Consider the following 15,820-nt stretch of genomic DNA (forward strand, 5'->3'; position numbering starts at 1 on the left):
GGACCCGTCCTCATGTCGCTCAATCACGTTCGTCCGTGGCGTAACATCTACCGCCGCAAATCCCGTCAGATCATGGTCGGAGATGTCGCCGTAGGTGGTGATGCACCCATCGCGGTTCAGACGATGACGAACACCCTGACAACGGATGTGGCGGCCACTGTGGCACAGGTGCAAGCCGCAGCCGAGGCCGGCGCGGACATCGTGCGGGTGTCGGTCCCGGATGAGGCGTCTTCGAAAGCGCTGAAAGAGATCGTGCGCGAAAGCCCGGTACCGATTGTGGCCGATATCCACTTTCATTACCGCCGCGGCATCGAAGCCGCCGAAGCCGGCGCTGCCTGCCTGCGGATCAACCCCGGCAATATCGGCGACGAGAAACGGGTGAAAGAGGTTATCAAGGCAGCCCGCGACCACAATTGTTCGATCCGGATCGGCGTGAACGCAGGTAGCCTGGAAAAGCACCTGCTTGAAAAATACGGCGAGCCGTGCCCCGAGGCGATGGTCGAAAGCGGGCTGGAGCATATCCGCATCCTGCAGGACAATGATTTCCACGATTTCAAGATCAGCGTAAAGGCCAGCGACGTGTTCCTGTCCGCAGCGGCCTATCAAGGCATTGCCGAAGCAACGGATGCCCCGATCCATCTGGGGATCACCGAAGCTGGCGGACTTGTCTCGGGTACAATCAAATCCGCAATCGGTCTGGGCAACTTGCTGTGGATGGGCATTGGTGACACGATCCGCGTCAGCCTGTCCGCCGACCCAGTCGAAGAGGTGAAGGTCGGATACGAAATCCTGAAATCGCTGGGCCTGCGCCATCGTGGGGTGAACATCATCTCATGCCCCTCCTGCGCGCGCCAGGGGTTCGACGTGATCAAGACAGTCGAAGCGCTGGAACAGCGTCTTGAACATATCAAGACCCCGATGAGCCTTTCCATCATCGGCTGTGTCGTGAACGGCCCCGGAGAGGCGCTAATGACAGATGTCGGCTTTACCGGCGGCGGGGCAGGCTCGGGCATGGTCTATCTGGCCGGCAAGGCCAGCCACAAGATGTCGAACGATCAGATGATCGACCATATTGTTGAACAGGTCGAGAAGAAGGCGGCTGAGTTGGATGCCGCACAGGAGGCCGCCGAGTAAACCAGAGGTCAGCGATGTATGAAAAGGCAATTGAACAAGGCGGAGTCGCCGTTGTCACAGGGGCGGCCAGCGGTGTAGGGCGCGTTGCGGCACTTAGGTTTGCGCAAAGCGGGCTTAGCGTCATTCTGGCGGATTTGCCGGGGGACAAGCTGAACGAGGCCGTGGCCGAGGTCAGTGCCAGCGCTGCTGAAGGTGCGCAGGTCTTTGGTGTTGCCACCGATGTCTCCAAACAGGAAGACATCGACGCACTGGCCGAAAAGGCCTTTGCAACCGGTCCGGTTGCAGTTCTCATGAACAATGCCGGGGTCGGTCTGCCGACCAAAGCGTGGTCGGAGATGGAGAACTGGCTGAAACTGCTGGAAATCAACTTTCTGGGCGTGTTGCGCGGCGTTCAGGCCTTTCTGCCCCGCATGATCGAGGCGGACCGGCCGGCAGTCGTGATCAATACCGGATCAAAGCAGGGTATCACGACTCCGCCCGGCAATCCCGGCTACAATGTGAGCAAGGCCGCCGTGAAAGTGCTGAGCGAGCAATTGGCGTATGAGTTGCGCGAGGCGCGCGCGCCGATATCGGTGCATCTGTTCGTTCCGGGCTTTACCTACACCGGGATGATCGCCGCCTTTCTGCCTGAAAAGCCTGCCGGGGCCTGGACAAGCGAGCAAACGGTAGATCATTTCATCCATCGTATGGCGGACGGGGATTTCTACATCATTTGCCCGGACAATGACGTGGACCAAACCCGCGACGCGCGCCGGATCGCCTGGAATGTCGAGGATATCACCCAGAACCGTCCGCCCTTGTCCCGATGGCACCCCGACTTCGCCCAAGGCTTTGCAAACTTCGAAAACACCGGGAAAAAGTAAATAAGGCCGCGCGGAGCCATCCCTTTGCGATTGATGATGCAGCGTCGGGCCGAACGCATTGTAGGCGCGACGCCATGTCGAAAAAGCAGCGCCCGAAGATATCTTCGGCCGCTGTCTGCGACGGATGTCAGCTATACGTAAAAGGCCGCCATTCAGTTTTTGGGTGGTTCGTAGGGGTCCGGCGCTCCTGGGGGGATCAGAGGAAATTCCTCGAATGTAGCAAGGTGTTCCTGTAGCTGTGGCAACGCCTTTTCGACTGCCCAAGTGTGCGGGAAGAGCACGCTTTCGCGTTCATGCGGATCATTCAGAAGGTTGTAGACCCTTGGTGTGTCGAAGGACTCTGTCGCTCCAAAAGCCGTAGTGTTCTCTTTGAACAGAACTTTCCAGTCCTTCCATTTTACACCGAATATCTGTTCGCCCATGTAAACGATCACGCCTTCTCGGTTCGATCTCGACTGGACGCCCAGAAAGAACTCGGACTGGTCGATGCCATCAAATGCCCGGTCCTCTGGCACTTTGCCGCCTGCGAATGCCGCCAGTGTTGGATAAAGGTCCATCGAGTGGACAACGTCATTGCTTTCTGAACCAGCGGGAATCTTCCCCGGCCACTTGATTGCGAAGGGCACGCGCATGCTTCCTTCGAGGCTGGTGAACAGAGTGCCCCGCCAAGGCCCCGCAGTACCATGTACCGCAGGAACCGGCGAAACATTGGCGTTTCCAATCGGAAGAGCTTCAGGGCCGTTGTCAGCAGTAAATATCACCACGGTGTCGTCGGAAACACCTGCCGCCTCGATCGCATCAACGATGCGCCCTATATAGGTATCTGTTTGAAGTAGAATGTCGGCCCAGACACCGTTTCCAGTGGTCCCTTCAAATTCTTCGGACACGATGTTTGGATAATGGGTCTGCGTGTAAGCAAGATAGATGAAGAAGGGTGCATCTTCCGCACTCTTGGCTTTGATGAAATCGATGGCCTTGATTGTCAGGTCGCCATCTATCTCGCCGCGATAGTCCAAGTCATAGTCCCGTGCAACGGTCGCCGGTTTGCCCGCAATTCCCTGCATGACAACAGGCTCTTCCATGTTGGCTTCGGCAAAGCCCGCAAGCGAACGCCAGACCGTGACGTCCGTGGTTTCAACACCATAAAACTCGTCGAAGCCTTGGCTCGTCGGAAAGCGGCCTTCGGTCCAGCCTAGGTGCCACTTGCCGTACATGGCCGTGTTATACCCTGCTTCCTTAAGCATCTCGGCCATTGTGATTTCCCACTGGGTCAGACCGTAAACGCCACCTCCTAGTGGGACTGTATGGTTGCCACTCCGAATGCCGTAACGACCGGTCATAGTCGCTGCACGGGAAGGAGTGCACTGACTTTCCACGTTGAAGTTCGTAAGCCTTAAGCCCTCAGCGGCCAGAGCGTCCATTTCCGGAGTGGCGGTGCCACGAATTATCCCGCCGCCGTTGAACCCTGGCTCACCCCATCCAAAGTTATCGAGAAATATAAAGACAATATTGGGCTTGTCCTGAGCCGAGACGACAGTGCCCATTAGAAGAGATAGCAACAGTAGAAATGTTCGCGAAAACCGCTTCATGACGACGCTCCAAACAAATATCATTCGTTCGAGACTGGCGAAAAAGGGTGCCTGCGGTCAAGAATGACCGTCAGTTTCGGGCTCGAAGCGGCAATTGCGCTTCGAGCCCTCAAGGTTCTTACATGCACCATTTACCGCAAAGGTCTGGCGCGCGAAGCGGCCTAAACTTCAAGGAACATCAAAGGGTGATCCCGGAATCGTTACCCTTGTTCGGCCCGAACACCGTCCGCTATCTGTTGCATCTGGTCGGCAGGCAGGTAGCCGCGCAGAAGTTCAGTACCCAGCACGAACGATGGGGTGCCGGAAATCCGCATGCGTTGCGCCAGTTCTCGGGTTTGGGCGATCTCTTTGGAAACCGCGTCACTGTCCATGGCGGCGATGATGTCGTCGGTTTCAAGACCCAGACCATCCGAGAGACGACGTAGGGTGACTTCGTTGGGTTCGCCTGTGAATTCAAGCAGCGCATCGTGCACCTGCTTGTAGGCATCTGCACCTGCTACATGTTTGGTCGCCACGGCAAAGCGCGAAGATATCATCGAAGCTTCGCCAAGGATTGGGAACTCCTTGATGATCAGCCGGATGTTCCCGTCTTCCGCCAGCAGAGCATCCACTTCAGGGACCGCACGGCGGCAATATCCGCAGCGATAGTCCATGAACTCGACCAGAGTGATGTCGCCATCGGGGTTTCCGCCCACCCAGCTATAGCCGTCATTGAACAGGTCATCGGCATTCGCTGCGACCAGTTCCTGGTCAGCCACGGCCTCGGCGGCGGCGTTGCGCTGCTCCAGAATGTTGATCGCCTCGAGGATCACCTCGGGGTTTTGCAGCAGGTATTCGCGAACCTGTGTACCGAACTCGGCCTTTTCGGCGTCGCTCATGTCGTTCAGGTCCAGCGCCTGCACCGGTCCGGTGATCAGGGAAAGCCCGACAAGGGCCATGGCTGCATGTCTGAGGATCATCTGCGTTTCCTTTTCTTTTCTACCTGTTCCGAGGCTATCAGCACATCCTGCGCCCTTTGCCACCCCGGAGACCCTTCGGGCAATTGCCTTATGGCCCGTTTTGCGTGGATGCCTGCATCGGCCATGCGACCTTGCAGGGCGTATCGTTCCGCTGTCACAACCGCGGCCATTCCGTTGTTGCCGACCTGAGAATAGGCAACCCCCAGATCCTGCATCAGCCGACCGTTTCGATAATCGCGCGCGCGGGCTTTTTCAAGCGCTTGCAGGGCGTTCTCGGTTTGCCCTTGCGCCAGCAGCGCACGCCCGTACCCGGCGAGGATAAGCGAGTCGTTCGGGGCCATTTCAACAGCACGGCCGTAGGCGGCAACAGCCTGATCCATCTGCCTGTTTTCCAGCAATATCTGCCCCTTGAGTTCGTAGTAGTACGGATCGTCCGGGCGAATGGCCAGTGCCCCGTCAATCGCCGCGCGGGCGGCCGCAAGATCTCGGTTCTGGTGGTGCGCTGCTGCCTGGCGCATCAGGCGAATATCCTCCGCGCTTTCCTCGCGCGCGCGTCGCATTGTCCAGGCAGGCGTTCGCAGAAACGCAGACAGCTTGCCCTTGACCCGGGCAAACCAGTAGTCGGCATTGGCGTTGTGGGTCGAGTTGTCTCCGAACTCGTCAAGAAACGCCTCGGCCGCGCGCAGGCGTTCCCGGCTGGTGGGGTGCGACCGTGTATAGGGATCCTGATTTGCCTCGCTCAGCAGTTCCTGGCCTGCAAACTTGCGATGCAGGGCCACCATGCCTTTTGGTGAAATGCCCGCCCATCGCAGATAACCTGCCGCACTGCGATCTGCCGATGCCTCTTCGGCGCGTGTATGCCCCAGAAAGCTGCGCAGGGCTGATCCGGATGTCCCGGCAGCGATGCCGCCGGCTGCTTCGCCACCGCCCGCCGCGGCGACAATCAGCGCCAAAGCGGTTCCCAGAGAAGCATTGCGCTTTGCGGCGCGCAGGTTTTCCACACGTCTGGCCAGATGGCCATTTGCGATATGTGCGGCCTCATGCGCGATGACAGCCTGCAGCATCTCGGGGCTGTCGACAGTCAGGATCAGCCCGTAGTTCACGTAGATGGCGTTGTAATCGATGACGAAGGCGTTGAACGTCTTGTCGTGGACGACCAGAATCCGCACCCTGTTCGTGTTCAGTCCAGCAGCCCGCAGCACCGGAAAAGCCAGTTCCCGCAATCCGTGTTCGATGTCAGGATCGCGGATCAGGCCCTGCGACTTGGCAGGAACAGCGCCCGTTAACCATGTCACCGCGATCAGTAACATGGCCGGGATTGACGCCAGCCTGGATACGCGTTCAAAAGCCATGGCCGCAACATGGGAGATGGCCATGAGAAACTCAACCCGATCCGGGGTCGATCCCTTCATCGTGATGGATGTGATGGAAGCCGCGCGCCGCGCCGAAGAAGCAGGACGCCATATCATCCACATGGAAGTCGGGCAGCCTGGGACCGGTGCCCCCAAAGGCGCAGTCGAGGCTTTGGCGTCGGCCATGGGTCAGTCGCCGCTGGGCTATACCGTTTCGCTGGGCCTGCCGGCGCTGCGGCAACGGATCGCACAAATGTATGGCGAGTGGTACAATGTCGATCTGAACCCGGACCGGGTGGTGATTACGCCCGGATCTTCCGGTGGGTTTCTGCTGGCGTTCACCGCGCTTTTCGACAGCGGCGATCGTGTCGGTATCGGCGCGCCAGGCTATCCTTCTTACCGGCAGATCCTCAGGGCGCTTGGGCTGGTTCCGGTCGATCTGCCGACCGCGCCGGAAAACCGCCTGCAACCCGTCCCGGCGGATTTCGCGGGGCTTGATCTGCAAGGTTTGATGGTGGCGTCCCCGGCAAACCCGACCGGTACCATGCTGGATCGACCGGCTATGGCCGCGCTGATTGATGCGGCCCGTGGACAGAACGCGTCATTCATCAGCGACGAAATCTACCACGGCCTGGAATACGAGGCCAAAGCCGTCACCGCGCTGGAACTGACGGACGAATGCTACGTCATCAACTCGTTCTCCAAGTATTTCTCGATGACCGGCTGGCGCGTCGGATGGATGGTGGTGCCCGAGGACCAGGTGCGCGTGGTCGAGCGGATTGCTCAGAACATGTTCATCTGCGCCCCACACGCCAGCCAGGTCGCGGCGCTGGCCGCGATGGATTGCGAGGACGAACTGCAAGCCAATCTGGACGTCTACCGGCAAAACCGAGCCCTCATGCTGGATGGGCTGCCCAAAGCCGGATTTACCAATATCGCACCGCCGGACGGCGCTTTCTACGTTTATGCCGATGTATCGGACCTGACGCAGGACAGCCGCGCCTTTGCGGCTGAGATTTTGGAACAGGCCGGTGTGGCGGTGACGCCAGGGCTGGATTTCGATCCCGAACGCGGCCACAAGACCCTTCGATTTTCCTATGCCCGCTCGACGGCGGACATACAGGAAGGGTTGCAGCGGCTGCGCAGCTTCATGGCTGCACGAGGGGCCATCCCGCAGGCAGTGTAACCCGTTCACAAACCGGCGCTGGTACAGTAGGGTCTGCGCAACACGATCTCGGGAAAACTTGAGGCCATGAGCAGACTTTTCTATGCCTTCGCGCTGATCTGGGCGCTGACGGGCGCTGTCGCAGCGCAGGATTTCAGCGCCCTTGCGCGCGTGCAGCCGGACCAAAGCCGTATCACGGATGTCGGCCGAACCGGCGTGAAGGTGGATATCGGGCTGAGCCAGGGCGTGCCTTACCGCGTTTTCACTTTGCGGGATCCGTATCGCATGGTGCTTGACTTCCGCGAGGTCGACTGGACAGGTCTGATCAGCAGTGAATTCCTGCAATCCGAACGGATCAGTGGGGTGCAGTTCGGCACTTACGTCCCCGGCTGGTCCCGTCTGGTTCTGGAACTTGGTGCGCCGATGGGTGTCGATACGGCGCAGTTGAAGCTGGATCAGATAACAGGCACTGCGGTGTTGTCCCTTATGCTCAAGGGGGTCGAGTTCGACTTGTTCAATGCCAGCGCCGGTGCTCCTCAGGTTCCCGGTTGGGATTTGCCTGAAGCGACCGCCCCACTTCCGGCGGCGCCGCGTGATCCCGACGGACCCATTCGCGTCATGCTGGACCCTGGGCATGGCGGCATCGACCCGGGGGCCGAGGTTGGCGGCACCGATGAAAAAACCCTGATGCTGACCTTTGCGCGCGAACTGAAAGAGCTATTGCTGCGTTCAGGCGGGTATGAAGTGGTTTTGACCCGCGTCGAGGACCAGTTTGTTTCGCTGGAGCGGCGAATTGCGCTGGCGCATCGGGCCGGTGCCGATGCGTTCATCTCGCTGCACGCGGATTCCCTGTCGGACGGGCAGGCGCATGGTGCGGCCGTGTATACCCTGTCAACTGACGCATCGGATGTTGCCAGCCAGAAACTTGCGGAACGTCACGACCGGGGCGACCTGCTCTCGGGGGTGGATCTGAACGGGGCCGACGATCAGGTGGCGGACGTTTTGCTGGACATGGCCCGTCAGGAAACCAGACCGCGCACCAACGCATTGGCGCGGGCTTTGGCCAATGGCATGGCGCAGCAAGGTGGTCCGATGAACCGGCGGCCCGTCCGTACGGCCTCTTTCTCGGTTCTCAAGGCGGCGGACATTCCCTCGGTGCTGGTCGAACTGGGTTTTCTTTCCAGCCCCAGAGACCTGAAAAACCTGCAAAATTCCGAATGGCGCGCGCAAATGGCGCGTGGGATTTACAACGGTCTGGAAAACTGGCGACAGCAGGATGTGATCAGACGCTCATTGATTGGCCAGTGACCCCGCGTCGCAAACAGGCTAGAATACGCCATGGTGTTTTGACCTGGCGTGGGGCCGACACTATATAGGCCGCACCGCGAGTAAAAGGCAGTACAGTGATCCGGTTCATTCTTTCGTTTTTCGGGGCGATCTTCAGCCTCGTGACCCTGGGTATCTTCATGGCGGCACTGGTCATCGGTGCGGTCTTCTGGATGTATGGGCGCGACCTGCCCAGTCATGAATCGCTGGCCCAGTACAAGCCGCCCACGATCAGCAGGATTTATTCCGGCAAAGGGCAGCTGATCGACGAATTCGCCCAGGAGCGCCGCCTGTTCACGCCGTCCGAGGAAATCCCGGATCTGGTGAAGCAGGCCTTTATTTCGGCGGAAGATAAGAATTTCTACACCCATCAGGGCTATGACCCGCGCGGGATAATTGCTGCGGGTGTCGAAGCGGTGAAATCCAAAGGTGAAAACGTGCGCGGCGCGTCCACCATCACGCAACAGGTCATGAAGAACTTTCTGTTGTCCGGCGACCGGCAGGCCGAACGCAAGATCAAGGAAATCATCCTTGCGACCCGGTTGGAAGACACTCTGGACAAGGAACAGATCCTCGAACTTTACATGAACGAGATCTTTTTGGGCCAGAACTCTTACGGTGTGACGGCAGCAGCACAGACGTATTTCAACAAGACGCTGCAGGAACTGGCCCCGCATGAGGCCGCCATGTTGGCCGCCATGCCGAAGGCGCCGTCAAACTACCATCCGGTTTTGCAAAAGGAACGCTTGCTGGCGCGTCGCGACTACGTGCTGCGGGAAATGAACCAGAACGGCTACATTGATCGGGCCACCTATGAGGCCGAGGTCAACATGCCTTTGCGCTCGGTACAGAACGGTGACTTTGAAAGCTTCCGCACCGCATTGCCGCCCCGTGACTATTTCACCGACGAAATCCGCCGCCAGCTGAGCGAAGATTTCGGCGAGGGTGAATTCTTTACCGGCGGCTTCACGGTGCGTGCGTCGGTGGACGAGGAAATGCAGGTCGAAGCTGCCAAGGCCCTGCGCACGGCCCTGCAGAAATACGACCGCTCGCGCGGGAAATGGCGCGGTACGGGTGAGGTGATCCCGGAAGAAAAACTGGCCGAGGAAGCCCAGTGGCGCGAGGCGCTGGCCATCATGGAAATTCCGCGCGATGTCGAATTGCCGACCCAATGGTATCCGGCTGTCGTGATGAATGTGGCCGATCAATCGCTGACCGTGGGTATCGAAAACGGTCCGGCAGACGGAACCATTCCACGCGAAGACATCAAATGGATGCAGGGCAGTTTCAAGGACAACTTCAAGCGCGGCGATGTCATTCTGGTGATGGCCGGGGAAGAAGGGCAGTGGTCTGCCCGCCAAGTGCCTGAGGTGCAGGGTGGCTTCGTCGCGATGGATGTGAACTCGGGCCGTGTTCTGGCGATGCAGGGGGGGTTCTCGTATCAGGATTCGGTGTTTAACCGTGCCACGCAAGCTCAGCGTCAGCCGGGTTCCAGCTTTAAGCCTTTCGTCTATGCCGCCGCGCTGGACAGTGGTTACAGTCCAGCCACCATCGTTGTGGACGCCCCGATCGAGGTGAACACGCCGCAGGGTCTCTGGCGGCCCAAGAACTCGTCGAACAAATTCTACGGGCCGACACCGCTGCGCACCGGGATCGAGCAATCGCGGAACCTCATGACCATCCGTCTGGCCCAGGAGGTGACGATGCCGGTGGTTGCGGGATATGCCGAACGGTTTGGTGTTTATGACCGAATGGGCGCGTTCCTTGCGAACTCGCTGGGATCGGAAGAAACGACGCTGTACAAGATGGTCGCCGCCTATGCGATGTTCGCCAACGGCGGCGAGCGGGTCGAACCCACTCTGGTCGACCGTATCCAGGACCGGTTCGGAAAGACGATCTACCGGCATGATGACCGGCAGTGTCTGGACTGCAACTCGACCTGGCTGGAACCGGATGAGTCGCCGCAGATCGTGACCGATCGCGAACAGGTTATGGATGCCATCACCGCCTATCAGTTGACGTCTATGATGAAAGGCGTGGTTGATCGCGGCACCGCGTCGCGTGTTGTCAACCTGCCGGTGCCGACTGCCGGCAAGACCGGCACCACCAACGAATCCAAAGACGCCTGGTTTATCGGCTTCACTTCGAACATCGTGGCCGGCTGCTATATTGGCTACGACCGGCCGCGTCCGATGGGCAGTGGCGCCTATGGCGGTACGATGTGTGGGCCGGTCTTCCAAAGTTTCATGGAAAAGGCGGTCGAGAAATATGGCGGCGGTCCGTTCGAAGTTCCGCCAGGCGGGCACTTCATCAAGATTGACCGTTTCAGCGGGGCGCGCCTGCCAGAGGATTCGGTCGGGGAATATGTGGTTGCCGAGTATTTCCGCGACGGTGTCGATGGCTTCATAGACCGGATTTTCGATGGCGGCTTTGCCATGGGATCCGATTTGCCACTGTTCGAAGAAGTAAGCGGATCGGGTCGGCAGGTGACAACTTCCACCGGAAGCACGGTTACGGTCGGACCCAACGCGAGCCAGGGCGATCTGCAGGGGGGCGGACTGTACTAGTCCGCAACTTGCAGGAATAGGTCTAACAGATCGGATTCGCTGTCATCGGTAATCTGTCCACAAGACAGCCAGCAGATCGATAGCGCACATTTGGCGGCAGTCCATTTGGCAAGCCGTTTGCATGGTACCCCCAATGCGTCCGAATAGAGCGACAGGCAGCGGCAAATAAGCGAAGGCTCGCGTACAAGTTCCGGCATGCCTTTTGGATGTCGCAAAGCGTTTGCCAGTTCGAAAGCGGCATCCCCCAGATATCCCTTGGCATCTATTACCCGAGGACCGGCATCCGATAGTAGCACGTTGTCGGTATGCAGATCGCCGTGAAGCGGGTCGTGCGTGTGCTGACTGCTTAACAGATCTTGGGCCAGCCCCGTGTCCGCAAGCAACGCGACGCGTGTCAGGCCCCAACTGTCAAAAACTCGCCCGACGCATCCTTCATTCGCATCTCACTTGTCTTGTGGTGGCTCTCGCCTCTTGCTATCACGCAGGCCTGATTGAGCAAGTTGGGACAAAACCATGCGCGCCGAAACCCAGAATATTGTGGCGGAAATAGAAAAGTCGCTGGAGCTGCTGGCGAAGCGCATGGATTACGAAACGGCGCCGCACCGGCTTGAGGAATTCAACGCACGCGTCGAAGACCCGAACCTGTGGGACAACCCGGAGAACGCTCAGAAGCTGATGCGCGAGCGCCAGATGCTGGTCGATGCCATCGAAACCTACGAGTCGATCAAGACCGACCTGAGTGACAATGTCGAACTGATCGAACTGGGCGAAATGGAAGAGGACGAAGAGGTCGTTGCCGACGCCGAGGACGCTATCAGGAAACTGAAGGCCAAGGCCGCCAAGAAAGAGCTTGAGGCCCTGCTGGATGGCGAGGCAGACGGCAATGACACGTTCCTTGAGATCAACTCAGGCGCGGGGGGCACCGAAAGTTGTGACTGGGCCTCGATGCTGGCGCGGATGTATGTGCGCTGGGCCGAGAAAAAGGGCTATACGGTCGAATTGCAGTCCGAGACCGCGGGTGAAGAGGCGGGGATCAAGTCTGCCGCTTACAAGATATCTGGCCACAACGCCTATGGCTGGCTGAAATCGGAAAGCGGGGTGCACCGGCTAGTGCGCATCTCGCCCTATGACTCGGCGGCCAAGCGGCACACGTCGTTCAGCTCGGTCTGGGTCTATCCGGTGGTTGACGACAATATCGAGATCGAGGTGAACCCGTCGGACATCCGCATCGATACTTACCGCTCTTCGGGTGCCGGTGGTCAGCACGTGAACACCACGGACTCGGCGGTTCGGATCACGCACATCCCCACGGGCATCGTAGTGACCTCGTCCGAGAAGTCGCAGCATCAGAACCGTGACATCGCCATGAAGGCGCTGAAATCGCGCCTGTACCAGCAGGAACTGGACCGTCGCAACGCCGATATCAACGCGGCGCACGAAGCCAAGGGCGATGCCGGGTGGGGCAATCAGATCCGGTCTTACGTGTTGCAGCCTTATCAGATGGTCAAGGACTTGCGGACCAATCACGAAACCTCGGACACCAAAGGGGTTCTGGATGGTGATCTGGATGGGTTTATGGCAGCAACGCTGGCCCAGAACGTTGCCGGTAAAAGCCGGTCCGAAGCGCAGGGCGACAGCTGATCACAAGGGGGCTCTGCCCGTCGCGGTGGGCCGCGACTCCCCCGGGATACTTTTGGCCAGATGAAGCGGATCCTCCGGGGTGCCTGGGGGTCCCGAAAAGATACATGTAAACAGTGGGTTTAATTGGCAGGTTGCCCCGGCTAGGCTGGTGGCGACCACGTTGTATCTGAGCTGATGAACTCCCATGGATCTGAGCCAAACTTCCGCCGTTGCATTGCTGTCTGCGCTGTCCTCGGGGCAATTGACGGCTGCTGAGTTGATGCGCGAAACCTTGCATCGGATTGCCAGCGTTAATGGAGAGGTCAACGCCATCGTCGCCCTGCGTGATGAGGATGAGTTGATGTCCGAGGCCGAGGCGCTGGATACCGGTCCCTGGCGCGGCCCGCTGCATGGACTGCCCATGGCGGTCAAGGATCTGGTCAATGTGGCCGGGATTGTGTCGTCGCATGGATCGCCAATTTACCGAAACAACGTGCCCGAGCGGGACGATCTGATCGCAGAAAGATTGCGGGCCGCCGGTGCCATTCTGATCGGCAAAACAAATACACCCGAGTTCGGGCTGGGATCGCATACGTTCAATCCGGTGTATGGCGCCACGCGCAACCCGTACGACCCCGCCCGAACCTGCGGCGGTTCGTCCGGTGGCGCGGCGGTGGCGTTGGCCACGGGTATGGTGGCCTTGGCGGATGGCTCGGACATGATGGGCAGCCTTCGTAACCCGGCGGCTTGGAACAATGTATACGGGTTCCGGCCAAGCTGGGGCCGGGTTCCGAGTGAACCGATCGGAGACGGTTTTCTGCATCAGCTTTCGACATTGGGCCCCATGGCCCGCAGCCCGCAAGATTTGGGTATTTTGCTGGACGTCATGGCAGGTCCGGATGCACGTCAGCCAATGTCTGTTGATGGCGGCGCTGTGTCACCTGTGCAGCCGGCTGATCTCACGGGTTTGCGTGTTGGCTGGCTGGGTGACTGGGGCGGTGCCTTTCCGTTCGAAACCGGAATCGTCGATCTGTGCCGGTCTGCGCTGACCGTGTTTTCGGATTTGGGGGCCGACGTCGAAGAAACAAAACCGCCTTTTGACGCAAGCCAGATCTGGGACAGCTGGATTACACTGCGATCCTGGAGCGTTGCGGCTGGTCTTTTGGAACTGTCCGAGCATCGGGACGTGCTGAAGAATACCGCACAATGGGAGCTGGATCGGGGACTGGCGCTGAGTGCGATGGACGTGCATCACGCCAGCGTTCTGCGATCCGAGTGGTATCGATGTGCCGCCCGTTTGTTTGAGACGTATGATGCGCTGGTGCTGCCAACGGCCCAAGTGTGGCCTTTTGCCGTCGAAACTGCGTATCCGACCGAAATAGTCGGGCAGGCGATGGACACCTATCACCGCTGGATGCAGGTCGTCACACCGGTCAGCCTGATCGGGTTGCCCTGCCTGTCGGTTCCTGTGGGTTTTGGAGAGAACGGTCTGCCAATGGGAATGCAGATTTTCGGGCCGCGCGGCGCGGATGCAAAGCTTTTGTCCATCGGGGCAAGCTATCACGATGCAACCGGCTGGCCCCAAAAACGACCGGCCCTGCAATAGGGTCGCTGGGGAGGAGAGACAGACATGGAAAAACCCTTTGGTGTTCCGGTAATGCAGCAGGCCGATACGGCGATGCTGCGGCAGGCTATTCATCAGGCATGGGCCGATTATCGTCGGGCGCCGGTGTTCGGGATTCTGTTCGCGGGATTCTACGTGTTGGCCGGGTGGGCAATGGCATGGGTCACCCTGAAAACTGGAACCACCTACTGGCTTGTTCTGGCCGCGATCGGTTTCCCGCTGCTTGGGCCATTTGCGGCGGTTGGACTGTACGAAGTATCCCATCGGCTTGAGCAGGGAGAACCGCTGGATTTCGGGTCGATTTTTGGCGTGGTGCTGCAGCAGGGCCGCCGTCAGTTGCCCTCAATCTGTGCGATCATCGTGGTGATGTTTCTGTTCTGGTTCTTTCTGGGGCACATGATTTTCGCTTTGTTCATGGGGCTTTCCACCATGACGAATGTCTCTTCCTCGATTGAGGTGTTTTTGACTGCGAACGGACTGGCGATGCTGGCCATCGGCTCAATCATTGGCGCAATATTCGCGACCGTGCTGTATATGATCACCGTGCTTTCGATTCCGATGCTGCTGGATCGCGAACTGGATTTCGTAACCGCCATGATCGCCAGCTTCAGCTATGTTCGTGACAATTTCCCGGTCATGGTCGGATGGGGCATGTTTATTGCGGTTCTGACCTTTGTGGCGATGTTGCCTTGGTTTCTTGGACTGTTTCTTGTGTTGCCGTTACTGGGGCACGCCAGTTGGCATCTGTACCGGCTGATCACGCAGGAACAGAATGCTGTTTCAGAGTAAGGCAGGTGGGGGCTTGATGCGAAGACAGGATCAAAGCCAGGCGCGCGCGGCCCTTGCCGCGCCGAAGACAGCGGACCGATCCGATCCCAGATGCCGCAACATGATCCGCTGTGTCCCGCTGGGGTCCGTGGATGTGTCCGACAACCTGATTGCCACGCCCCGCAGTTGACCGGCCTGATCTCCGTAATGATGAGAGATCAGGAACATCCGGCTGTTTTGCGCGTCGCGCTGCGACATCAGGATGTAGATCTGACGACCAGCGCAGGCGGCAATGCCCTGAACCTCACGCTCTTTGGGCGGGGCCTCGGGCATGGTGGGACGAGGCTCGTAGCTGCGCACAAGCGTACATTGCGGCAGTCTGCGGGCGTAGAACAACCGATGCCGCAGCGCGGTGTGGCTGTCCAGCGCCGTTTCCGTCGCATAGTAGAATCCGGCAGGAAACAGGGTCTCGGGCAAGGTATTCGGGCCAGAACCCAGGAACTCGGTCAGGGCCGAGGCAGCCGGGTGGCGGAAAGGCTGGGCGATCTCGTCCAGTGGTTTCAGCAGGATACGGGCGTCGACTTTGAAAAAGCGGCAAATGCGGTCCAGTACGTCGGGCCTGGGAAAGCTCTCGCCGCCAAGATATCTGTTGTACTGCGTCCGGTTGATACCAAGCTGGCGGCAAAGCTCTGAGACTGAAGGGTACTGGTGAGACAGCAATCTCAGATTTGCGCCGAACATTCTGCGCAATTCAGCAGGGCTGCGGAAGTCATTCGTCATTCTCGTCCCGGAACTCACATATTCTTTTTGGAAACAAGGACACGTGCGGCTCATATGGCGCGCTGCCTCTGAA

The 15,820-nt window shown here is 59.0% G+C and carries 13 protein-coding genes; 8 read left to right on the top strand and 5 right to left on the bottom strand.

The features are described from left to right. Positions 1–12: 12 nt before the first annotated feature. Positions 13–1,134: a flavodoxin-dependent (E)-4-hydroxy-3-methylbut-2-enyl-diphosphate synthase gene (gene ispG / locus ACR0JW_RS00350; RefSeq protein WP_170677562.1), complete on the top strand. Its 1,122-nt coding sequence runs from the start codon at positions 13–15 to the stop codon at positions 1,132–1,134. 14 nt (positions 1,135–1,148) lie between these two features. Then, complete coding sequence (locus ACR0JW_RS00355) at positions 1,149–1,997, top strand: SDR family NAD(P)-dependent oxidoreductase (protein ID WP_170677560.1); 849 nt, start codon at positions 1,149–1,151, stop codon at positions 1,995–1,997. Positions 1,998–2,149: 152 nt separating this feature from the next. Here ACR0JW_RS00355 and ACR0JW_RS00360 read toward each other — a convergent pair whose 3' ends face one another. The 3 genes from ACR0JW_RS00360 to ACR0JW_RS00370 all read right to left on the bottom strand — a co-directional run bounded on the left by ACR0JW_RS00360 (position 2,150) and on the right by ACR0JW_RS00370 (position 5,921). Then, positions 2,150–3,541 carry an arylsulfatase gene (locus ACR0JW_RS00360; RefSeq protein WP_480713472.1) on the bottom strand — a complete coding sequence of 464 codons (1,392 nt, stop codon included), beginning with the start codon at positions 3,539–3,541 and terminating at the stop codon, positions 2,150–2,152. Between the two features lie 245 nt (positions 3,542–3,786). Then, positions 3,787–4,545: a DsbA family protein gene (locus ACR0JW_RS00365; protein WP_170677556.1), complete on the bottom strand. Its 759-nt coding sequence runs from the start codon at positions 4,543–4,545 to the stop codon at positions 3,787–3,789. Further along, the gene (locus ACR0JW_RS00370; RefSeq protein WP_170610357.1) at positions 4,542–5,921 is read right to left on the bottom strand and encodes a M48 family metalloprotease; all 1,380 of its coding nucleotides are present in this window, start codon (positions 5,919–5,921) and stop codon (positions 4,542–4,544) included. Before ACR0JW_RS00370 ends, ACR0JW_RS00365 begins: the two co-directional genes overlap by 4 nt. On the opposite strand from ACR0JW_RS00370, the gene ACR0JW_RS00375 reads away from it, so the two are divergent. From ACR0JW_RS00375 to ACR0JW_RS00385, 3 genes are all read left to right on the top strand, one after another. Next, entirely contained in the window at positions 5,920–7,083 is a 1,164-nt protein-coding gene (locus ACR0JW_RS00375) for an aminotransferase class I/II-fold pyridoxal phosphate-dependent enzyme (protein WP_170824475.1), read from the top strand. The two genes, ACR0JW_RS00370 and ACR0JW_RS00375, sit on opposite strands and share 2 nt — an antisense overlap. 66 nt (positions 7,084–7,149) lie before the next feature. Then, positions 7,150–8,370 (top strand): N-acetylmuramoyl-L-alanine amidase, encoded by a 1,221-nt coding sequence (locus ACR0JW_RS00380; protein ID WP_480713473.1) that lies wholly within the window; start codon positions 7,150–7,152, stop codon positions 8,368–8,370. Positions 8,371–8,465: 95 nt separating this feature from the next. Then, positions 8,466–10,955, top strand: a complete 2,490-nt coding sequence (locus ACR0JW_RS00385; protein ID WP_170677549.1) for a PBP1A family penicillin-binding protein — start codon at positions 8,466–8,468, stop codon at positions 10,953–10,955. Here the strand turns inward: ACR0JW_RS00385 and ACR0JW_RS00390 are convergent. Further along, positions 10,952–11,338: an aminoglycoside phosphotransferase family protein gene (locus ACR0JW_RS00390; protein WP_480713474.1), complete on the bottom strand. Its 387-nt coding sequence runs from the start codon at positions 11,336–11,338 to the stop codon at positions 10,952–10,954. The two genes, ACR0JW_RS00385 and ACR0JW_RS00390, sit on opposite strands and share 4 nt — an antisense overlap. Before the next feature lie 130 nt (positions 11,339–11,468). Between ACR0JW_RS00390 and prfB the strand changes: the two genes are divergently transcribed. The 3 genes from prfB to ACR0JW_RS00405 all read left to right on the top strand — a co-directional run bounded on the left by prfB (position 11,469) and on the right by ACR0JW_RS00405 (position 14,988). Then, entirely contained in the window at positions 11,469–12,596 is a 1,128-nt protein-coding gene (gene prfB / locus ACR0JW_RS00395) for a peptide chain release factor 2 (protein WP_170677545.1), read from the top strand. A gap of 184 nt (positions 12,597–12,780) precedes the next feature. Continuing rightward, on the top strand, positions 12,781–14,181 hold the full coding sequence (locus tag ACR0JW_RS00400; protein WP_170677543.1) for an amidase: 1,401 nt from the start codon (positions 12,781–12,783) through the stop codon (positions 14,179–14,181). A 24-nt stretch (positions 14,182–14,205) separates the two neighbouring features. Then, positions 14,206–14,988, top strand: a complete 783-nt coding sequence (locus ACR0JW_RS00405; RefSeq protein WP_170677541.1) for a DUF2189 domain-containing protein — start codon at positions 14,206–14,208, stop codon at positions 14,986–14,988. A 30-nt stretch (positions 14,989–15,018) separates the two neighbouring features. Here ACR0JW_RS00405 and ACR0JW_RS00410 read toward each other — a convergent pair whose 3' ends face one another. Further along, complete coding sequence (locus ACR0JW_RS00410; protein ID WP_480713475.1) at positions 15,019–15,747, bottom strand: helix-turn-helix domain-containing protein; 729 nt, start codon at positions 15,745–15,747, stop codon at positions 15,019–15,021. Positions 15,748–15,820: the final 73 nt, after the last annotated feature.

It is taken from the genome of Ruegeria sp. BG6 (genome assembly GCF_056538465.1).

Bases quoted from the DNA above. Each gene is read 5' to 3' on its own strand.
- ispG (WP_170677562.1), top strand. From the start codon at position 13: ATGTCGCTCAATCACGTTCGTCCGTGGCGTAACATCTACCGCCGCAAA.
- ACR0JW_RS00355 (WP_170677560.1), top strand. From the start codon at position 1,149: ATGTATGAAAAGGCAATTGAACAAGGCGGAGTCGCCGTTGTCACAGGG.
- ACR0JW_RS00360 (WP_480713472.1), bottom strand. From the start codon at position 3,541: ATGGGCACTGTCGTCTCGGCTCAGGACAAGCCCAATATTGTCTTTATA.
- ACR0JW_RS00365 (WP_170677556.1), bottom strand. From the start codon at position 4,545: ATGATCCTCAGACATGCAGCCATGGCCCTTGTCGGGCTTTCCCTGATC.
- ACR0JW_RS00375 (WP_170824475.1), top strand. From the start codon at position 5,920: ATGAGAAACTCAACCCGATCCGGGGTCGATCCCTTCATCGTGATGGAT.
- ACR0JW_RS00370 (WP_170610357.1), bottom strand. From the start codon at position 5,921: ATGGCCATCTCCCATGTTGCGGCCATGGCTTTTGAACGCGTATCCAGG.
- ACR0JW_RS00380 (WP_480713473.1), top strand. From the start codon at position 7,150: ATGAGCAGACTTTTCTATGCCTTCGCGCTGATCTGGGCGCTGACGGGC.
- prfB (WP_170677545.1), top strand. From the start codon at position 11,469: ATGCGCGCCGAAACCCAGAATATTGTGGCGGAAATAGAAAAGTCGCTG.
- ACR0JW_RS00400 (WP_170677543.1), top strand. From the start codon at position 12,781: ATGGATCTGAGCCAAACTTCCGCCGTTGCATTGCTGTCTGCGCTGTCC.
- ACR0JW_RS00405 (WP_170677541.1), top strand. From the start codon at position 14,206: ATGGAAAAACCCTTTGGTGTTCCGGTAATGCAGCAGGCCGATACGGCG.
- ACR0JW_RS00410 (WP_480713475.1), bottom strand. From the start codon at position 15,747: ATGACGAATGACTTCCGCAGCCCTGCTGAATTGCGCAGAATGTTCGGC.